The organism is Arthrobacter alkaliphilus (assembly GCF_021483235.1).
Taxonomy (GTDB): domain Bacteria; phylum Actinomycetota; class Actinomycetes; order Actinomycetales; family Micrococcaceae; genus Arthrobacter; species Arthrobacter alkaliphilus.
The window spans coordinates 1-18,176 of the sequence record NZ_JAKEEC010000033.1; the positions used below are offsets into that span (position 1 = coordinate 1).

Below are 18,176 nucleotides of genomic sequence, written 5' to 3' on the forward strand. Positions count from 1 at the left end.
CACCCAGCACTCAGGCGTTGCAACGACCCCCTGAACCCGCCCGTGACGCCCGGTCAGAAGTTGCGGGGTTTCCCGTGATGCCCGGTCAGATGTGTCAGCTGGTATCCGGCTCACACCCAGTAACTGGGTTCGCGCTTCTTGATCCAGCCGATGACCAAGGACGTCACGGGCACCAGGATGTACTGCACTGCGACTTTGTAGAAGAATCCGACGAGCACGTAGTTGACGAAGCTTCCGAAGTCCGTGATTCCGATGACCGATGCCGCGATGCTGCAGAAGATGAGCGTGTCCACAAATTCGCCCACGCCGGATGAACCCATGAGCCGCGCCCAGAGAGTTTTCTCGCCCGAACGGGCTTTCATCCTGACCAGGATCAGCGAATTGATGGTCTGGCCCGCGAGGAATTCGAGAAGCGAAGCCAGGACGATCTGCGGAACCGGCCCCAGCGCACCCTCGATCGCTGCTTGCTTTGCGTTGCCGTAGTCATTATTGAAACCAGGCAGGGCGATGATGATCCAGTAGCAGAGCGAGGCGAACGCCGACAGTGCGAACGAGGTGATGATCGCCTTGCGGGCAACCTTAAATCCGTAGATCTCACTCATGACGTCGCCAAGAATGTAGGCGAGCGGAAAGAGGAAGAATCCGCCGTCAGTGATGATCGGACCGAAGATGACTCCCTTGGCAGCGCCAATATTCGACAGGATCAGCACGACGGCCATGCATGCCAGCATGATGCCAAAGTATGGGGAGCCTATCGATGCGAAACGCGGCGCGGGTTTACTCAGGGTCTGGGGTTCTGATGCTGACATCGTCGCTTGTCCGTTCATAGTGGTTCGCGCAGGCGGCCGGACTGAAACGGCGCCCCGCTGTATTAGCACTGGCGGTGGCTCCGCCCGCGATGCGCGGAACCTCACCCATTTTCGCATCGCCGGTTCCCGGCCGCGAGCTCGCTGGAACGGTGCCGGCTCGCCGCAACTTTCCGGCGACCCGGGCCGGTTCCGGCGATTCGGGCCTACCGACGGAGCGCATTCAGCACCCGGTTCTTGAATTCCTGCTCGCGAAAGAGGTGCCTCCACTCCACACGGACGAACCGCCAACCGTCCTCGATCAGGGCCTTCTCCCGGCGTCGCTCCTCGAAGATCACCTCGGCGGTTGGCTTGTAATCGAAGTACTTGGTTTCGCCATCGAATTCCAACGCGACCTTTTCCTCCCGCCAGGCGAAGTCGAGTCGATGGCGACCTGCCCGGCTCTGCACCCTGACTTGCGGTTCAGGCACAGGCAGGTTTAGCCGCGAGTTGAGTTCGCGGCACAAGGTTTCGCCGGCCGACTCGGATCGCGGATCGGCGTTGAGCAGGGCTTTTCGAAGGTTCCTGACGCCGCGTCGACCATCCAGCGCGTCAGCCATGGCCTGCAGTAGCCCACGATCGGCGCCAAGCCTGAGTGCATGATCCATGAGCACCAGCGTCTGCTTGTAGCTCAGCAGCATGGCGCAATCCGTTACTGTCCGCTCCAAGGACGTGACCCGCAAGTTCCCGATTGTCACGATGTCCGTCTCGTCGAAAGGCCTGGTGTGTCCGCGGACGTCCTTGCCAAGGCGCTCGCTGGACGGCCGGACCCGCAGCAGGATGTGGATGAGGTCGTCAACATTCCAGAGGAAGAGGCGGTGGAGCCGCGCTGCGGAGGTGTGGCTATATGCGAAGTCTCCGTCCGACGTCGTGAGCGTTCCATGCGCATGTGCGTAGATCAATTGCCTGCTGCGGACCCACTCGGATTGCTTCTTCCAGATCGCGCCGCGGATGTAGCAGCCGTATCGTAGCCGCACAAGCTTGCCATCGCGCACCAGCCGCAGGATTGCACGGGAATTGAGCCCGTATGCGTGGAGCTGATCGGTGCGCCAAAGGTTTCCCATCTCAGGAAGCGAAGGTGGCCGGGAAAGCGTCATTTATCCAGCCTCGCCAGCGGACACGAACGACGGAAGCCAAGTGTTCACCCATGTGGAAAACCCGAGCTCGCCGGAACGACGCCGGATCGCCTGAAAGCTCCGGCGAACGGGCACCGTTCCGGCGAACCCGGCGCGCCCGCCGGCAGCCTACGAATAGTACCGCCCCAGGGTCTCGGCCTTGAACTCGAAGAAGTCCCCGGATTCGATGGCCAGGCGGGCATCGTCCACCATTTTCACTACGAATCGCTCGTTGTGGATGGAGATCAGCGTGGCCGAGACCATCTCGTGCGCCTTGTACAGGTGGTGGATATACGCGCGCGAATAATTGGCGCAGGTGTAGCAATCGCAACCATCCTGCAAAGGTCCGAAATCCTTCTTGTAGCGTGCCCCGGAGAGGTTGAACCGACCCGACGGAGTGTAGAACGCCGAGTTGCGGGCCACCCGGGTGGGGGATACGCAATCGAACGTGTCCGCGCCGTTTTCGATGGCCGTGAAGATGTCGTCCGGCTCGGAGATGCCCAGAAGGTGCCGGGGCTTGTTCTCGGGAAGTTCCTCGTTGCACCAACGCACAATAGTGCCGAGGTTCTCCTTTTCCAACGCTCCGCCTATGCCGAAGCCGTCAAACGGCATTCCGCCAAGATCCCGGCAGGCCTTGCGGCGAAGGTCCTCGTACTGTGCCCCCTGGATGACGCCGAAGAGGGCCTGGTACGGCTTGCCCACCCGCTCCAAAGTCAGCCGCTCATGTTCCACCACGCAGCGCTCGGCCCAGCGACGCGTCCGCTCCAAGGACTCCTCCTGGTAGGCGCGGGAGTTCTGCAGCGTGGTCAGCTCATCGAAGGCGAACATGATGTCGGCGCCGATCTGGTGCTGCACCTGCATGGAAATCTCCGGCGAAAACCGGTGCCTGTCCCCGTTGAGGTGCGACTTGAACCAGACGCCGTCCTCGTCCACATGCGCCAGCCGTTCCTTGCCCGGCGCCACTGCATCGTCTGGCCCGGAGGCGTCCACGGAGGTCATGTCGATGACCTTTTTGAACCCCGAACCCAGGCTCATCACCTGGAATCCCCCCGAGTCCGTGAAAGTGGGCCCGTCCCAGTTCATGAAGGCCCCGAGCCCCCCGGCCGCGTCCAGGATCTCCGGTCCCGGCTGCAGGTACAGGTGGTAGGCGTTTGCCAACAAAGCCTGCGCGCCGAGTTCCTTCATGGATTCGGGCAGCACGGCCTTGACCGTGGCTTTGGTCCCGACGGCGATGAACGCCGGCGTCTGGATCTGCCCGTGCGGCGTGGTGATGGTGCCGGTTCTGCCCAGGAACTCTCCGCGCGGAGCGCCGTCGCGACGGTTGCCGCCGTCGTCGTTCAAGGAACCCGACGACGGCGAGTGCGTTTCGCTGAGCCTCGTGCCCACCTCGAAGGAGAACGCGGAGCTAGGATCTGGGTTGGGCACGGAAGAATCGGCTGGCACCGTTACAGTCTGCCAGCCCGGCGGCCCGGATCGTCAGTGCGAATGCACCTCTGTGGGGTAGTTCTCAGCCTTCCAGCTGTCCCAATGGGAGCGGATCGAGTCCAGGCTGGCCGCGCCCAGGTCGTAGGTCGAAACGATGACGATCGTGCCGCCGTCGGGCCGTTTCTCCGGGACCACCGGCTGGTCAGCCACAATCAGCAGCCCGTCACCGTGTTCCGCGTAACTGCGCACCGTGAGGCCCACTTGGTGGTTGCTGCGGAACCAGACCTTGCCGGAGATCTCTTCGCCCGTGGGCAACGTCAGCGAGCAATCTTCCCCGGGCGCGGGGACGTCGGCCAGGCCGAGTTTCTGGATGCCGGATCCACTGCCGCCCGGCAGGGAAACGAAATGCGTGCGCCGGTGACCATGCGGATGGTGTTCCAAGGCGAACCGCAGCTGGTGCAGGAACGTCAACCAGCCTTGGGTGATGTCCTCGTCCCATGCAGCCCATTCGGAATCGTGGTCCAGGGCTGCACGTGTGACACGGACCTCGGTGCCTCCGGTGACTGGGGTGAGCTCGAAGACGTCGCCGCCGTTCACTGTGAGGCTTGTGTGGTCGGGGCTCTCGACCACGTCGGTGCTGAAGTAGATTTGGTTGATCTCGTCGCCGAGCTCATCGGCCTCCCAGCCGTGCCACTGAGCTACGAGCGACGGTTCGCGCAGCGAATTCCAAACTTGCTGCGCGTCGGCATTAACAACAACGCTCAGATTGTTCGTCATGGGGCGAATCTACCGCCCTTGAAGCCAACACGACAGGGCTTGCGGAATCCTCCGGGAGCGCCTAGGCCCGCACAGCCTCGAGTTCGTTCGCGATCCGGTGATCGAGTTCAGCCTCGCCAAGGGTGTGCGAGCCGCCGTGCGAGCGAAGGAACAACAGGGTTTCGAGCCGCAGCAGCCGCCATTCGCGCTCGGCATCGCGGTTGCCGTTGTCGATGGACCGGAAAATTTCCTTGTCGTACAGGTTGGGTTCGTTGAGCGCGCGCTGCCTGACTTTGGCGGCGATGCGGGCCTTGAACGGGTCCGTCTCCACGCTGTCCGGGGCCCGCAGAAGCTGATCATAGACTTCCGCGCGTTCAGTTTGGCCGAGTTCCCGGCAAATGAAGCTTGACAGTGCGAGGGAACGTTCAACGGACATCCACCGGTCGCGGTTTCCGTCGAAGGGGAGCACATTGAGGATATCCGCTACGGCGAGAGCGTTGTCAGCATCGCGCTGTTCGATGAAAAGCTCGTGGGCGAGGTCGCTCAGGTCCCGCAGGCAGCTTCCCGACTTCGTATTGACGCCCTTCACGAGGCGTTCGCTGAGCACCGCGACGCCGGTTCGTCCCGGGTGCGACTCGGCAGCGGCGGCCACCACGTTCTCGGGCGAACCGGTGGGTTCGGGGATCAGGGCAAGCTGCGCAGGATCCGGCTCTGCCGACCTGCTGACGGTCGGTGCCACTGCAGGCAAAGGAGGAACGACGACGGCGGGAGTCCCCTCCGCGGGCGTGTCGACGTCGTCCGGGACGGCAGTCGTTTCGCCCACCGGGACACTGGAGCCAACCGCGATCCGGACGTTTCCGCCGTCCAGCGTGGTCACCACGACGAGCGCGGGCACGCCAAAATCGTCGTGTTCCAGCTCGATTTGCGTGATTTGTTCCGCGGGACCATCCCCGGGAAGGTACAGGTAGTCCCCGATTTGCAGGGCCCCAGCCTGCTTTTCACGGTACTGCTGGTCAGCCGGGCTGTGAGTCATCGGAAGTCCTTTGGTTCTCTTGGGGTCCGCCCAACAGTCTATAAAACCCGCCGAACAAATCGGGGAGGCGGCTCCTGACCGCGCTGCCGTTGGTGACGGCGCTACTGACCGACGCCGGCGAAAGCCAGGGCCTGGCGCACCAGATTGCCGCGACCGCCGCTGAATTCCTGCTGGACGTCGTCGCTGAGGATTTCGTGCGGCGTCATCCACGTCAGCTCGAGGGCGTCTTGGCGCGGTTCGCACTCGCCCGTCACGGGGATGACATAGACGAGCGACACGGCGTGTTGCCGGTCGTCCGTGAAACCGGTCTGCGACGGTGCAGGGAAGTATTCGGCCACGGTGAACGGAACAGGACTGACAGGCAGTTGCGGGAAGGCGAGCGGCCCGAGGTCCTTTTCCATGTGCCGCAACAGGGCCGCGCGGATGGTTTCGCGGTACAGCACGCGACCGGAAACGAACGAGCGGACCATGGTGCCGTCGGCGTCGCCTTGCAGAAGGGTACCTACCTCGTTGACGAATCCGAGCGGATCGAGTCGAACGGGAACCGCCTCCACGTAAACCATCGGGAGGCGTCCGCGGGCTTCAAAGAGGTCTTCATCGGAAAGCCAGCCGGAGTACGGGTCAGGGGTACGAACACTCATGGTTAAGTTCTACCCCATCCCATGCCGATCCATGCCGTACCCGTCAGCGACTCGGGCCGACGCCCGGTCAGGTTTGGGGGTGAATGGGGCGACGCCCGGTCAGGTTTGGGGGTGAATGGGGCGACGCCCGGTCAGGTTTGGGGGTGAATGGGGCGACGCCCGGTCAGGTTTGGGGGTGAATGGGGCGACGCCCGGTCAGGTTTGGGGGTGAATGGGGCGACGCCCGGTCAGGTTTGGGGGTGAATGGGGCGACGCCCGGTCAGGTTTGGGGGTGAATGGGGCGACGCCCGGTCAGGTTTGGGGGTGAATGGGGCGACGCCCGGTCAGGTTTGGGGGTGAATGGGGCGACGCCCGGTCAGGTTTGGGGGTGAATGGGGCGACGCCCGGTCAGGTTTGGGGGTGAATGGGGCGACGCCCGGTCAGGTTTGGGGGTGAATGGGGCGACGCCCGGTCAGGTTTGGGGGTGAATGGGGCGACGCCCGGTCAGGTTTGGGGGTGAATGGGGCGACGCCCGGTCAGGTTTGGGGGTGAATGGGGCGACGCCCGGTCAGGTTTGGGGGTGAATGGGGCGACGCCCGGTCAGGTTTGGGGGTGAATGGGGCGACGCCCGGTCAGGTTTGGGGGTGAATGGGGCGACGCCCGGTCAGGTTTGGGGGTGAATGGGGCGACGCCCGGTCAGGTTTGGGGGTGAATGGGGCGACGCCCGGTCAGGTTTGGGGGTGAATGGGGCGACGCCCGGTCAGGTTTGGGGGTGAATGGGGCGACGCCCGGTCAGGTTTGGGGGTGAATGGGGCGACGCCCGGTCAGAAGATCTGAACGAGCGATGGCCCGGGACACCCCCAAACGTGAGAGGGGGTTGGGGGATATGGGGCGATATGTGAGAGGGGGTCGGGAGATATTGGCCGATACGTGAGTACGCGTCCGTGGGGGAGTTATTTTTCGGGGACGCGGCTTGAGATCGTGATGGTTCCGCCGCCCGGGGCCTGGACCGTGAGGACCTGGCCGGACCCGGACCCGGCGGACCCGGCTGCGGACCCGGACCCGGCGTCGAGGACCGGGCCGGACCAGGCGTCGAGGACCTGGCCGAACCGGGCGCCGCCGGACCCGGTGGCCAAGGCTGCGGACCCGGCGGCCAGGGCTGCGGTAAGTCCCGCGGCGGCGAGGCGGGCCTCCAGGGCCGCGAGGTCGCCGTCGTACTCGAAAGCGAGGCCTCCCGCGGCAGTCGCAGGAGCCTTTCGGACCGACAGGATGCCGCCGTTCTTCGTGCTGAACTCCGCGAGGTCCGTGTACGCATGCCGCGGACGCGCACCGATGTTGCGCAGTTCCTGCGCCGCCCCGGACACGTCCGGGGTCAGCCAGGTCCCGACGACGGCGAGCCCCGGGTCCGCCTCGGGTCTGGTCGTGCGGCTGATCGCCTTATCGGCAACGAAGGTGAAGCCGTCCCGGGCGGTGACGCGGACGGCCTGGCCGTGATCGGCGTCGAACAGTTCGGCGCGTGTTCCGTCCGCCACAGTACGTCGGGCGAACTCCGCCAGGTCCCCGACCTCGACGCCGAACGCGACAGTTCCGTCGTCGGGCGCGCCAGGTGCGGCACTGCGCAAGGCCACCCTGCCCGAGCCGGCGTCGAATTCCACCCGGCCGCCGTGGTCTTCGGTGCATACGAGGCCTAGCGCCCCAAGGAGGCGCTTCCAGCCGGCGACGTCGGACGTGAACTGGACGGGTCGGACACGCAACATGGAAACTCCGCAGAAATCAGTGGGCTTTCGCCATAGCCTAGCTGGCACAAGAATGGGGCCATGGCTGTTGAACTTGAGGAACTGATCGTCAAAGATGCTGCCGAGTGGCGGTCCTGGCTCGAGAAGAACGGCGCCGATAGCCCGGGCGTGTGGCTCGTGCTGCACAAGAAAGGCGGCAACGTCACGGAACTGGATTACGCCGCCGCTTTGGATGAGGCCCTGTGTTTCGGCTGGATCGACGGCCAAGGCAGAAGGCGCGACGACGAAAGCGTCTTCCAGCGCATGACCCGCCGCGGCCCCAAGAGCCCGTGGTCCAAAAGGAACGTGGGCCACATCGCCCGTCTCGAAGCCGAGGGCAAGATGACCCCCGCCGGTTGGGCAGCCGTCGAAAGTGCCAAGGCGGACGGTCGGTGGGACGCAGCCTACGCGGGCCAGGCTGATGCGGAAGTTCCCGAGGATCTCGCGGCCGCGATCGCCGCCGTTCCCGAGGCCCAGGCGATGTTCGACGTGCTGACGGCGGTCAACCGCTTCGCCCTGATCTACCGCACCAACTCCGTGAAAAAGGCGGAAACCCGGGCCAGGAAGATCGCTGGTTTTGTCGAGATGCTGGCACGCCACGAGACTCCGTATCCACAGAAGAAAAAGCCTGCCGCGGCGGAGTAACCCGGAACTACCCGGGCCTCTCGGCGGACAGAGCGACGATCCACGCAGGAGTGTCCTCGCCTAGCCGCCTGTCGAGCAAGACCCGGGCCTTTGCAGCGGCGATCTGCACTTTGCGGTCCTCGGCGCTCACCGGCTCGGGACTGGGGGAGGGCGCGACCGTGCGGGCGCCGGACACATTGGCGGCCGCCAGGAGCGCGTCCTCGGTCCCGACCTTGAGGAGCGCCAGGTCTTCCCGCGACGCGAGCTCGCTTTGTCCCAAAATTTCGATGGCCTTCTGGCCCATTTCGGCCTCGGACCGGCTGCGGGACAACGATGCGTCAAGCGCCCATTGAGCGCGGCGCCACCACTCTGATCTGTCATCCGCCCGGGCCTTTTGCCGCAGCGTGAGGAGGCCAACCACCGCGGCAACAATCGCCGCGACCAGGACAGCGAGCGGGCTCAGCGCGCCAACGATTTGCCACCATTCCGGCGCCGCGCCGACCACGGTCACGGGCATAGGACTCGGGTATGGATTCACGATCCAAGCCTAGGTCCTGGCCCCGACGTTTTGACGTGCACACCCGTCACCCAGCAACGGACGCGCGGATGCGTGCGGCGGCTTCCAGCGCCATCCATGCCTGCAGTTGGGTGGAGAGTTCGACGGCGGTTCCGTCCGGGTACGTGTCCGACGCCGGACGCTGTGGTTCCGTCGAGAAGACGAGCCAGCCATCGTCGTGCTTTCGGGAGTTGGCACCGCCGGCGCGGGTAGTCCGCCCCGCCCACAGCGCCCCGGCGGTGTCGAGCACAAGCTGCGTGGCCGTAGCGCGGGCGGGTGCGGGCAACCGCACGTCTCCGGCAGCAAGGGCCAGATACCTGACGAGGATCCCCGTGAACAGCCCACGATCGCCGGTGCCCTCGCCGCGCAGGACCAGCCTCCGCGGGCCGTCGGGTCCGGGGACGGTCAGATGCTCCGCCACCGAGCCCACTACCGCTGCCGCTCGTGCGAGGTTCGCGTCGCCCCCGAGTTCCAACAAGGCGCCGAGCACCGGGCCTTGGTTGTAGGTGTAGATCTCCTGAGCGAGGACGAGCTTGCCTTCCTTGAGCCAGGCGCCATCAAGGTACAGGCCCAACGCGGGGTCGAAGAGCGTGGTGTCGAGCCAGTCCAGAAGTCCTTGGGCCCGTTCCCGCTTCCCGGTCCGGGCGAAGTACAAGGCCACAGGCGCCGTGGCCGGGGTGTTCTTGAAATCGCGTTTGGTGCTCCAGAACGTGCCGCCGCCCAGGTCAGCAGTGGAGGCCGATTCGAACTGCGGAGACAGGGTTCTCTGCAGGAATGCGTTGCGTCGGCGCCCCGGCGTGCGGGCACGCCCGGCCAAGGCATCCAGGCGCAGGACAGCGAGGGCCAGCCAGGCCATGTCGTCGTAGTAGTTGTTGACGTAGCGCAGGCCGTTACGTAGCCCAATGGTGGTGACCAACCGCGAAGCGAGCCGGCCGGCACCCGGGCGATCACCGCCGTCGAACCGGGATCCCGGGGCCAGTTCGCGCAACCCCGCGTCCACGAGGCAATCGACGTAGTGCGCCTGCCACCAGTAGTTCCACGGCCGAAACGGAAGCCCGCCGGACGGCCGGACCGAAGCAGCGAGGTGGGTTCCCGGAAGGAAAAGGAGGCGATGTCCGAAATGGCGGGTCACCGAGCGTGCGGCGTGGCCGGCTCGCGCGGCCCAATCCGGCGTTCCGGGGGCCGCCTGCCGGGTGTCGGGGACGGACATGGTGAAAGCCTAACGCTCCGCGCTTGGCCGCAAGCCCCTCCCCAGTGCACAATCAAAGTGATTCAGTTAACATGCATTAACGGATTTTGGTTCTGCATCGAGGAGGATGGATGGACATCAAGGGCGCAGTTGCGTTGATAACCGGCGGTGCTTCGGGGTTGGGGGCGGCAACCGCCAGGCGACTGCTCGACGCCGGAGCGTCGGTAGTGCTGCTTGACCTCCACTCATCTGCGGGCGAGTCCCTCGCTGCCGAACTCAATGCCTCTCGGGCCGACGGAAGGGCCGTGTTCGTTGCCGCCGATGTCACGAACGAAGAGCAGGTGCAGGCAGCGGTCGACGCGGCCGTCGCCCTGGGCCCGCTCCGGATCCTCGTCAACTGCGCCGGCGTCGCAACCCCGGGCAAGGTGCTCGGCAAAGACGGCGTGCTGCCGCTCGAGAACTTCAACAGGGTCGTCCAGATCAACCTCGTGGGTACCTTCAATGTGATCCGCCTGGCTGCCGCAGCGATGGCCGCGAACGAACCCGCTTCCACCGAACTCGGCGGCGAGGAACGCGGAGTCATCATCAACACAGCCTCCGTGGCGGCCTTCGACGGCCAGATCGGTCAGCCTGCGTACGCCGCGTCCAAGGGAGCCGTGGCCGCGATGACGTTGCCCCTGGCCCGTGAATTCGCCCGCTGGCTGGTCCGGGTCATGGCCATCGCACCGGGGATCTTCGAGACCCCGATGCTGGCTGCACTGCCCCACGAAGCACAGATCTCGCTGGGCCAGCAAGTACCGCACCCAGCCCGCCTTGGCCGTCCCGCCGAGTACGCCAACCTCGTGGCGCACATCGTTGAAAATGCCATGCTGAACGGTGAAACCATCCGCCTCGACGGTGCTATCCGGATGGCACCAAAGTGAGCCAGGCGCACAAACTGGCCGCCGCCGTCGAATTCCCGGCTGCGCCGCCGCCCTCATTGCCCGGGGCGGACTTTTTCGAATTCGAATCACTCCTCAGCGTGCAGGAGCAGCGCAAGCTCAACGAGCTCCGCGAATTCCTGGCCACGGAAATCGCCCCCAACGCCAAAGACTGGTGGGATAAGGCCGAATTCCCCGCGCACATCCTGCCCAAACTCGCGGCCCTGCGCCTGAGCACTCCCACGCACCGCGGCTACAGCAACCTTTTCGCGGGATTGGTCATCGCGGAAATGACCCGCGTGGACACCTCCATCGCCACGTTCTTCATGGTCCACCACGACCTTTTCGTCGAGGCGCTCTACGAATTCGGGTCCAAGGAACAGCGGGACCGCTACCTCGATGACGCCTCCAACCTGCGGACCACCGGGGCTTTCGCGCTCACCGAACCGGACCACGGATCCGACGTGGCCGGCGGCCTGCAGACGGTGGCCCGGCGGGTCGCCGGGGGAGCGGACGACGGCGGTGACTACTGGGTCCTGAACGGCGCCAAGCGCTGGATCGGCAACGGGACGTTCTGCGACCACATGCTGGTCTGGGCCAAGGACGAGTCCGACGGCGCCATACGCGGCTTCATCCTGGACGCAACCCTGCCCGGCGTGACCCGCACCAAGATCGAAAACAAGATCGCCCTGCGCACCGTGCAAAACGCCGACATCGTCCTCAAGGACGTCCGGATTGCGGAGGCGGACCGCTTCGCAGGGATCAACAGCTTCACCGACACCAACCACCTGCTGCGCGGCTCGAGGCTCATGGTCGCCTGGCAAGCCGTCGGGCAGCAGTTGGCGGCTTTCGACGTCGCCCGCCAGTACGCGCTCGAACGCACCCAGTTCGGCCGCCCGTTGGCGAAGTTCCAGCTCATCCAGCAGCAACTAGTGGACATGCTCGGCAATGCCGTGGCAAGCATGGGCATGATGGTCCGGATCGCCCAACTGCAGGAAGACCTGTACACGGACAGCAACGGCGTGCGGCACAGGGGCGCCAACATGGCCCAGGTAGCACTCGCAAAGTCCTATTGCAGCGCCCGGATGCGCGAAACCGTAGCGATCGGCCGGTCCATCCTCGGCGGAAACGGCATCGTGACCGATCACCGGATGGCCAAGATCTTTGCCGACGCCGAGGCTATCTACACCTACGAAGGATCGTTCGAGATCAACTCGCTCATCGTGGGCCGGGCGGTGACAGGGGTTTCCGCGATCGTTTGAGGGCCTAGACGATCCGTCCTGCCGGCAGCTTCTCCCCGGCCTCGACCGCTGCGTCGATCGAGTTTCCCGGCACCGGCATGGGGCAGGTGCCATATGGCGTGAAGGCGCTCGGATAGTTGATGGCGCGGTTGAAGTCCAGGACTACCGAGCCGTCCGGCCTCGGGCGGGAGACTGCCAGCTTGCGCCATTCGTCCGTGGTGTTGCCGTTTGTTTCGTCGTGGAAAGTGACGGTGAGGGCTCCGAGTTTCTCTTCCTCGGCGTGCAGCCGGACCTCGTGGGGAAGGCCCGGAACCCTGAAAACCACCTCGCCCACGGAGCGGTGCACCCCGTCCACCAAGGGATTGGCTGTTCCGATGGGCACATCCACGGGCTCAGGGTAGGCCTCGAAGCGGCCCCCGAGCACCCAGTCCGGGTTGTAGTCAAAGGTGGGAACGGCATCGAATTCCGTTAGTACGGGCGAGGAGTTGTCCCTGGTGCGGATCGCGTACTTGTCCGCCCGCATCGCGAGTTCCACCACCACCTGCGTGCCGTCCGGGCCGCCGAACTGCACCCACATGAGCGATTCCTCGTCCTGGAGGGTAGCCGAAACGGTGCCGTCCACCGGGGCTCCGGTCTCCACGAGCGTGAGTCCGTCCGCCGCGCTCGCGGTGAGTGTCGCCGTCGTACCGTCCGTTGACCACAGTCCCGGGACGAGTTCGACGGCGGCGGGCGTGGATTCGAGCCACTGGAAGGAGGTGAGGGTCAGCCAGCCGTGGTCCGCGGCGAGGGCAGCGTTGCGTCCGTTGCGGAAACGCTGCCAGCGCTCCAGCTGGGCGTTGCTTGCGGGGGCCGGTGCGCTCATTTTTCCTCCAGGCTCGGGCGGTGTTCGTTGGCTTAACCATGCACACGTCGCGGCCATTCCCGGCAAACCGGCAGGTGCGCTGCAACATGGCACACGGGTTGCCTCACGGCTGATGGCTGCGGGTAGGATTCCTTTGGAAATATCAGTAATCCGGCTCACAGTATCCAGCGCAGTGTACGGGCCACACCCAACGCCAGAAGGTATTTTTCATGGTTGACACTGCACATCTCAGCACAGACCTTGCCGCGGAACTGCGGGCCGATGTCCGCCGCGTCTCCACGCTTCTCGGAGAGTCGTTGGTGCGCCAGCATGGCCCCGAGCTGCTCCGGCTTGTGGAACAGGTGCGCCTGCTCACCAAGGAATCCAAGGAAGCCGCGCGCGGCGGCGCCGACGCTACTGGCCCCTGGAGCGCGCACGACGTCGTCGCCCAGGTCCGCGAATTGCTCGCCTCCCTGCCCCTTGAGGAAGCCACCGAACTGGTCCGCGCCTTCGCGTTCTACTTCCACCTCGCCAACGCCGCCGAACAGGTGCACCGGGTCCGTACGCTCCGCACCCGGAAGGAAAAGGACGGCTGGTTGGCCAAAGCCGTGGCCGAGATCGCCGAAGAGGCCGGGACCAAAGCCCTGCAGGATGTGGTCAATGGGCTGGACGTTCGTCCTATTTTCACCGCGCACCCCACCGAAGCCTCCCGCCGTTCGGTGCTGGACAAGATCCGCAAGCTCTCCGACGTCCTGGCGGAATCCACCCCTGAAGGCACGGCCGCCCGCCGCCGGCAGGACCGCCAGCTCGCCGAGATCATCGACCAGATGTGGCAGACCGACGAACTCCGCCAAGTCCGCCCGACCCCCGTGGACGAAGCCCGCAACGCCATCTATTACCTGAGCAGCATTCTGACCGACGCCATGCCGGAAATGCTCACGGACCTTTCCGAGCTGCTCGGCGAACAAGGCGTCGTGCTGCCCTCCCACAACGCCCCCGTCCGCTTCGGTTCCTGGATCGGCGGAGACCGCGACGGCAACCCGAACGTCACACCCTCGGTCACCCGCGAGATCTTGCAGCTGCAAAACCAGCATGCTGTGCGGATCAGCATCTCGATGATCGACGAGCTGATTTCCGTCCTCTCCAACTCCACTGCCTTGGTGGACGCGGAAAAGGACCTCCTGGACTCGATCGACGTCGACCTCAAGAACCTGCCCGGCCTGGACAAGCGCATCCTGGAGCTGAACGCGCAGGAGCCGTACCGCCTCAAACTGACCTGTATCAAGGCCAAGCTCCTCAATACGGGCCGCCGCGTGTCCGCGTCCAGCCATCACGAACCCGGCCGCGACTACGCATCCACCTCGGAGCTCTTGTCAGAGCTCGACCTGTTGGAGACTTCGTTGCGGAAGCACTCGGCCGTGCTCGTGGCCAACGGCGCCCTGGCCCGCGTCCGCCGCGCCATCGCTTCCTTCGGGCTGCACCTGGCCACCCTAGACATCCGCGAACACGCCGACTACCACCACGACGCCGTCGGGCAGCTGGTGGACCGGATCGGCGTCGGAACTCCCTACGGCGAGTTGAGCCGCGCCGAGCGCTTCAAGCGGCTCAGCGAGGAGCTGGCTTCGCGCCGCCCGTTGTCCGGCCACCCCATCAAGCTCGATGGCGACGGCGACCGCACCTACGACGTCTTCCGCAGCATCCGCCACGCCATCCAGACGTACGGGCCCGACGTCGTCGAAACCTACATCATCTCCATGACGCGGGGCGCCGACGACGTCCTGGCCGCAGCGGTGCTGGCCCGCGAAGCCGGGCTCATCGAGCTCTTCGGAGCGGCCCCGTATGCCAAGATCGGCTTCGCCCCGCTCCTGGAGACCGTCGAGGAGCTGCGGGCCTCGGCCGAAATCGTTGACCTGCTGCTCTCGGATCCGTCCTATCGTGCACTGGTCCGGCTGCGTGGCGATGTCCAGGAAATCATGCTGGGATACTCGGACTCCAACAAGGAATCCGGCGTCATGACCAGCCAGTGGGAGATCCACAAGACCCAGCGAAAGCTGCGCGACGTCGCCGCGAAACACGGCGTCAACGTCCGTTTGTTCCACGGCCGCGGCGGTTCCGTCGGCCGGGGTGGCGGACCAACCTACGACGCCATCATGGCCCAGCCGAACGGCGTGCTTGAAGGCGCCATCAAGTTCACCGAGCAAGGCGAAGTCATTTCGGACAAGTACTCCCTGCCGGAGCTTGCCCGCGAGAACCTCGAGCTGTCCCTGGCTGCGGTGATGCAGGGTTCCGCGCTGCACCGCGACCCGCGCACTTCCGACGATGAGCGCGAACGGTATGGCCAGGTCATGGAGATCATCTCCGACGCGGCCTTCGCCCAATACCGTTCGCTGATCGATGATCCCGATCTGCCCGCGTACTTCATGGCTTCGACGCCGGTGGAGCAGCTTGGCTCCCTGAACATCGGATCCCGTCCCTCCAAACGGCCGGATTCCGGTGCCGGGCTGGGCGGGTTGCGCGCCATTCCGTGGGTCTTCGGCTGGACCCAATCGCGGCAGATCGTTCCCGGTTGGTTCGGCGTGGGCTCAGGGCTGAAGGCAGCCCGCGAGGCCGGCCACACCGCCGAACTCGCCGAGATGATGAAGCGCTGGCACTTCTTCCAGTCCGTCATTTCCAACGTGGAGATGACCCTCGCCAAGACGGACATGGACATCGCCGGGCACTACGTGTCGTCCCTCGTTCCGAACGAGCTGCACCACCTGTTCAAGGCAATCCGCACGGAATACGACCTCACCGTTGCCGAGGTGGAACTCCTGAGCGGCGAGACCGAGCTCCTGGAAGCCCAGCCGACCCTCAAGCGGTCCCTCGAAATCCGCGACCAGTACCTGGACCCCATCAGCTATTTGCAGGTGGAGCTGCTGCGCCGCGTCCGCGAAGCGTCCATTTCCGGCGCCGAGATCGACGAACGGCTCCAGCGGGCCATGCTCATCACCGTCAACGGAGTGGCCGCCGGCCTCCGCAACACGGGGTAGCTACTAGGGTTGAGGGATGCCCTCGTTCCAGACCAAGTTGAAGATCACCGGGCTCAAGCCAGGGAATCCACCGGAGTCGGTCATGGCTGCCGCGATTGAAGCCCTGGAAACGCGGCACCACGTTGAGTCCAACCAGTTGGACATCGTCGGCGGCGTCCCCCAGATCAGCCTCCGATTCATGGTGGAGGCCCGGGACTACCCTGGTGAGAACAGCGAGGCCCGCGCGTCGGCAGCCATGATGCGCGACGCCGTCGAACGCGTCGCGCTCACAGGGAACCTATACGTGCTGCGCCGCAAACGGGGGAAATGGTCGCCGGTTTGAGTCCGACGGCGGGACGCGCTTAAAGGTGCGGCGGCTCGCCCGGCTCGTCCACCGGCGAACGGTCGCCCCGACGACGCGTGACGATCACGCCCACCACGACGCCGATCAGCAGCCCCACGCCGGCGCCGATGAGTGAGCTTGCCCAGAACGGAAGCCCCGTCGTCGAGCCGGCAAAGTAACCGAGCCCCGCTTGCCACGTGGCCCACAGCAGCCCACCCAAACCAGCGCACAGGCTGAAACCGCGGGTGGAAACCTCGGCGATCCCGGCTGCGGCCGAGGAAGCAAGCCGCCCGGCCGGGATGAACCGGGCGCCGATGATCGCGCCGTAGGTGGAGGAACGTCCGGCCTTGGCGATGGCCCGGTGGATGCCTTGATGGACCTTGCGGCCCCACGCCCAGCGGTCCAAGATGTGGCTCAGGCGTCGCTTGAAGAGCTGGAACACCAGAAGGTCGCCCACCCAGGAGCCGACGGCGGCCAGCAAACCCACGAGCCACGGGTTGACCCGGCCCTCGGCTGCCAAGGCGCCACCCGTGATCACCAGCATCTCGGAGGGGATGGGCGGGAAGAAGGCATCGCCCACCACCATGGGGATGATCCAGGCATAGATCGCGGCTCCCCAGCCATCGGCGGCGGTGATGTCCATGGGCACAAATTACCCCACTTTGGTGCATCCGCCGGAGTGTAGTGCAAGACTGGCGCAATGCGGCTCGAAATTCTGCAAGGGGACATCACCACGCGCGACGTCGACGCGATCGTCAACGCCGCCAACTCGTCTTTGATGGGCGGCGGGGGAGTGGACGGCGCGATCCATCGCGCCGCGGGTCCGGAACTTCTGGACGCTTGCAGGGAGCTTCGCCGGAACTCGTTGCCGGACGGTTTGCCGGTAGGGCAGGCGGTGGCCACGCCGGGATTCAACTTGCCTGCCAGGTGGGTGATCCACACGGTCGGCCCCAACCGGCACGCTGGCCAGACCGATCCGGAACTGCTGGCATCGTGTTTCCGCGAGAGCCTGAAAGTGGCAGCGTCCCTCGGAGCGCGTTCTGTCGCCTTTCCCGCGATCAGTGCGGGCATTTACGGCTGGGACGCGCGCGAGGTCGCCACGATAGCGCTCGACGTCGTCCGCCGGCCCGACGTCTCCGCTGGGCTGGAACTCGTCGAATTCGTGCTGTTCAGCGCGGAGACGACGGAAGTATTCCGGAGCGTATTCGGGGTTTAGCGGACTCTTGCCCGTTAGGCCAGGTCCCTTTCAAGAATGGCTTTAAGCTCCCCAAGCTGTCCGACTTCGGACTCCATGGTCTTCGTGATCATCGGCCCCATGAGCTTCATGAAACCCTTGGGCTGGAGATCCAGGGCAAACCGGACAGTGGTGGCACCGTCGGTCTCGTGCAGCGTGAAGGATCCGGTCGGTCGGGCGGGGCCCGCAATGACCTGGAAATCGAGACGTTTGCCTGGTTGGGCTTCGACGATCTCGTAGTCGCCGGCGATCGTGCGGCCGCCGGGACCGGCCATTGTTTGCGAGTACACGGCACCCTTGCTGCCGGCTTCTCCGCTTGCGAGGGCGACAGTCTTCACCGCCGGACGCCACCGCTTAGTGTTCAGCCCGTCCGCCAGGAAGGCGTAGACGACATTTGCGGGGCGGTTGATCGAGACTTCGTTTTCAGCGTGGGCCATGTGGTTCCTTTCGCAAGACCGAACACCGCCCGCGGTTATCGGGCCGGCAAGACTGAGCATATACGTCCAACCCTCCCCGACGCCCGGTCACTTCTGGGGGTGTTTGCTGTGACGCCCGGTCACTTCTGGGGGTGTTTGCTGTGACGCCCGGTCAGTTGTGGGGGTGTTGGACGGGATGCCCGGTCAGTTGTGGGGGTGTTGGACGGGATGCCCG

18 protein-coding genes are annotated in these 18,176 nt (G+C 65.2%); 6 read left to right on the forward strand and 12 right to left on the reverse strand.

Annotation, left to right across the window (positions count from 1 at the left end; genetic code table 11):
• Positions 1 to 110 precede the first annotated feature (110 nt).
• From L0B83_RS17705 to L0B83_RS17735, 7 genes are all read right to left on the reverse strand, one after another.
• Positions 111 to 827 carry a queuosine precursor transporter gene (locus L0B83_RS17705; RefSeq protein WP_372461215.1) on the reverse strand — a complete coding sequence of 239 codons (717 nt, stop codon included), beginning with the start codon at positions 825 to 827 and terminating at the stop codon, positions 111 to 113.
• A gap of 185 nt (positions 828 to 1,012) precedes the next feature.
• Positions 1,013 to 1,942 (reverse strand): type IV toxin-antitoxin system AbiEi family antitoxin domain-containing protein, encoded by a 930-nt coding sequence (locus L0B83_RS17710; protein ID WP_234759870.1) that lies wholly within the window; start codon positions 1,940 to 1,942, stop codon positions 1,013 to 1,015.
• 147 nt (positions 1,943 to 2,089) lie between these two features.
• A complete protein-coding gene (gene tgt, locus L0B83_RS17715; protein ID WP_234759871.1) occupies positions 2,090 to 3,403 on the reverse strand; it encodes a tRNA guanosine(34) transglycosylase Tgt in 1,314 nt (437 codons plus the stop codon).
• A 33-nt stretch (positions 3,404 to 3,436) separates the two neighbouring features.
• The gene (locus L0B83_RS17720) at positions 3,437 to 4,162 is read right to left on the reverse strand and encodes an SRPBCC family protein (protein ID WP_234759872.1); all 726 of its coding nucleotides are present in this window, start codon (positions 4,160 to 4,162) and stop codon (positions 3,437 to 3,439) included.
• 61 nt (positions 4,163 to 4,223) lie between these two features.
• Positions 4,224 to 5,174, reverse strand: a complete 951-nt coding sequence (locus tag L0B83_RS17725; RefSeq protein ID WP_234759873.1) for a DUF6707 family protein — start codon at positions 5,172 to 5,174, stop codon at positions 4,224 to 4,226.
• A gap of 101 nt (positions 5,175 to 5,275) precedes the next feature.
• Complete coding sequence (locus tag L0B83_RS17730) at positions 5,276 to 5,815, reverse strand: NUDIX hydrolase family protein (RefSeq protein WP_234759874.1); 540 nt, start codon at positions 5,813 to 5,815, stop codon at positions 5,276 to 5,278.
• Between the two features lie 932 nt (positions 5,816 to 6,747).
• On the reverse strand, positions 6,748 to 7,551 hold the full coding sequence (locus L0B83_RS17735; protein WP_234759875.1) for a VOC family protein: 804 nt from the start codon (positions 7,549 to 7,551) through the stop codon (positions 6,748 to 6,750).
• 60 nt (positions 7,552 to 7,611) lie between these two features.
• On the opposite strand from L0B83_RS17735, the gene L0B83_RS17740 reads away from it, so the two are divergent.
• Positions 7,612 to 8,214 carry a YdeI/OmpD-associated family protein gene (locus L0B83_RS17740; protein ID WP_234759876.1) on the forward strand — a complete coding sequence of 201 codons (603 nt, stop codon included), beginning with the start codon at positions 7,612 to 7,614 and terminating at the stop codon, positions 8,212 to 8,214.
• A gap of 7 nt (positions 8,215 to 8,221) precedes the next feature.
• Here L0B83_RS17740 and L0B83_RS17745 read toward each other — a convergent pair whose 3' ends face one another.
• Positions 8,222 to 8,731, reverse strand: a complete 510-nt coding sequence (locus L0B83_RS17745; RefSeq protein ID WP_234759877.1) for a hypothetical protein — start codon at positions 8,729 to 8,731, stop codon at positions 8,222 to 8,224.
• A gap of 46 nt (positions 8,732 to 8,777) precedes the next feature.
• Complete coding sequence (locus tag L0B83_RS17750; protein WP_234759878.1) at positions 8,778 to 9,959, reverse strand: glycoside hydrolase family 76 protein; 1,182 nt, start codon at positions 9,957 to 9,959, stop codon at positions 8,778 to 8,780.
• 110 nt (positions 9,960 to 10,069) lie between these two features.
• On the opposite strand from L0B83_RS17750, the gene L0B83_RS17755 reads away from it, so the two are divergent.
• The gene (locus L0B83_RS17755) at positions 10,070 to 10,861 is read left to right on the forward strand and encodes an SDR family NAD(P)-dependent oxidoreductase (protein WP_234759879.1); all 792 of its coding nucleotides are present in this window, start codon (positions 10,070 to 10,072) and stop codon (positions 10,859 to 10,861) included.
• Positions 10,858 to 12,120 (forward strand): acyl-CoA dehydrogenase family protein, encoded by a 1,263-nt coding sequence (locus L0B83_RS17760; protein WP_234759880.1) that lies wholly within the window; start codon positions 10,858 to 10,860, stop codon positions 12,118 to 12,120. Before L0B83_RS17755 ends, L0B83_RS17760 begins: the two co-directional genes overlap by 4 nt.
• A gap of 4 nt (positions 12,121 to 12,124) precedes the next feature.
• Here L0B83_RS17760 and L0B83_RS17765 read toward each other — a convergent pair whose 3' ends face one another.
• Positions 12,125 to 12,961 (reverse strand): DUF1684 domain-containing protein, encoded by an 837-nt coding sequence (locus L0B83_RS17765; protein WP_234759881.1) that lies wholly within the window; start codon positions 12,959 to 12,961, stop codon positions 12,125 to 12,127.
• Between the two features lie 209 nt (positions 12,962 to 13,170).
• On the opposite strand from L0B83_RS17765, the gene ppc reads away from it, so the two are divergent.
• Together ppc and L0B83_RS17775 are read left to right on the forward strand one after the other, a co-directional pair.
• Entirely contained in the window at positions 13,171 to 15,969 is a 2,799-nt protein-coding gene (ppc, locus tag L0B83_RS17770) for a phosphoenolpyruvate carboxylase (protein ID WP_234759882.1), read from the forward strand.
• A 16-nt stretch (positions 15,970 to 15,985) separates the two neighbouring features.
• On the forward strand, positions 15,986 to 16,291 hold the full coding sequence (locus tag L0B83_RS17775; RefSeq protein ID WP_234759883.1) for a hypothetical protein: 306 nt from the start codon (positions 15,986 to 15,988) through the stop codon (positions 16,289 to 16,291).
• A gap of 19 nt (positions 16,292 to 16,310) precedes the next feature.
• Here the strand turns inward: L0B83_RS17775 and L0B83_RS17780 are convergent, their stop codons facing one another.
• On the reverse strand, positions 16,311 to 16,934 hold the full coding sequence (locus L0B83_RS17780; RefSeq protein ID WP_234759884.1) for a DedA family protein: 624 nt from the start codon (positions 16,932 to 16,934) through the stop codon (positions 16,311 to 16,313).
• A 57-nt stretch (positions 16,935 to 16,991) separates the two neighbouring features.
• On the opposite strand from L0B83_RS17780, the gene L0B83_RS17785 reads away from it, so the two are divergent.
• Complete coding sequence (locus L0B83_RS17785; RefSeq protein ID WP_234759885.1) at positions 16,992 to 17,507, forward strand: O-acetyl-ADP-ribose deacetylase; 516 nt, start codon at positions 16,992 to 16,994, stop codon at positions 17,505 to 17,507.
• Positions 17,508 to 17,521: 14 nt separating this feature from the next.
• Here L0B83_RS17785 and L0B83_RS17790 read toward each other — a convergent pair whose 3' ends face one another.
• Positions 17,522 to 17,962, reverse strand: coding sequence for an SRPBCC family protein (locus L0B83_RS17790; protein ID WP_234759886.1), 441 nt, complete (start codon positions 17,960 to 17,962; stop codon positions 17,522 to 17,524).
• Positions 17,963 to 18,176 lie beyond the last annotated feature (214 nt).

Coding starts and splice junctions, on each gene's coding strand:
- L0B83_RS17790 (WP_234759886.1), bottom strand. CDS start 17,962: ATGGCCCACGCTGAAAACGAAGTCTCGATCAACCGCCCCGCAAATGTC.
- L0B83_RS17765 (WP_234759881.1), bottom strand. CDS start 12,961: ATGAGCGCACCGGCCCCCGCAAGCAACGCCCAGCTGGAGCGCTGGCAG.
- L0B83_RS17750 (WP_234759878.1), bottom strand. CDS start 9,959: ATGTCCGTCCCCGACACCCGGCAGGCGGCCCCCGGAACGCCGGATTGG.
- L0B83_RS17735 (WP_234759875.1), bottom strand. CDS start 7,551: ATGTTGCGTGTCCGACCCGTCCAGTTCACGTCCGACGTCGCCGGCTGG.
- L0B83_RS17725 (WP_234759873.1), bottom strand. CDS start 5,174: ATGACTCACAGCCCGGCTGACCAGCAGTACCGTGAAAAGCAGGCTGGG.
- L0B83_RS17730 (WP_234759874.1), bottom strand. CDS start 5,815: ATGAGTGTTCGTACCCCTGACCCGTACTCCGGCTGGCTTTCCGATGAA.
- L0B83_RS17740 (WP_234759876.1), top strand. CDS start 7,612: ATGGCTGTTGAACTTGAGGAACTGATCGTCAAAGATGCTGCCGAGTGG.
- L0B83_RS17705 (WP_372461215.1), bottom strand. CDS start 827: ATGAACGGACAAGCGACGATGTCAGCATCAGAACCCCAGACCCTGAGT.
- L0B83_RS17775 (WP_234759883.1), top strand. CDS start 15,986: ATGCCCTCGTTCCAGACCAAGTTGAAGATCACCGGGCTCAAGCCAGGG.
- ppc (WP_234759882.1), top strand. CDS start 13,171: ATGGTTGACACTGCACATCTCAGCACAGACCTTGCCGCGGAACTGCGG.
- L0B83_RS17780 (WP_234759884.1), bottom strand. CDS start 16,934: ATGGACATCACCGCCGCCGATGGCTGGGGAGCCGCGATCTATGCCTGG.
- L0B83_RS17720 (WP_234759872.1), bottom strand. CDS start 4,162: ATGACGAACAATCTGAGCGTTGTTGTTAATGCCGACGCGCAGCAAGTT.
- L0B83_RS17785 (WP_234759885.1), top strand. CDS start 16,992: ATGCGGCTCGAAATTCTGCAAGGGGACATCACCACGCGCGACGTCGAC.
- L0B83_RS17755 (WP_234759879.1), top strand. CDS start 10,070: ATGGACATCAAGGGCGCAGTTGCGTTGATAACCGGCGGTGCTTCGGGG.
- L0B83_RS17710 (WP_234759870.1), bottom strand. CDS start 1,942: ATGACGCTTTCCCGGCCACCTTCGCTTCCTGAGATGGGAAACCTTTGG.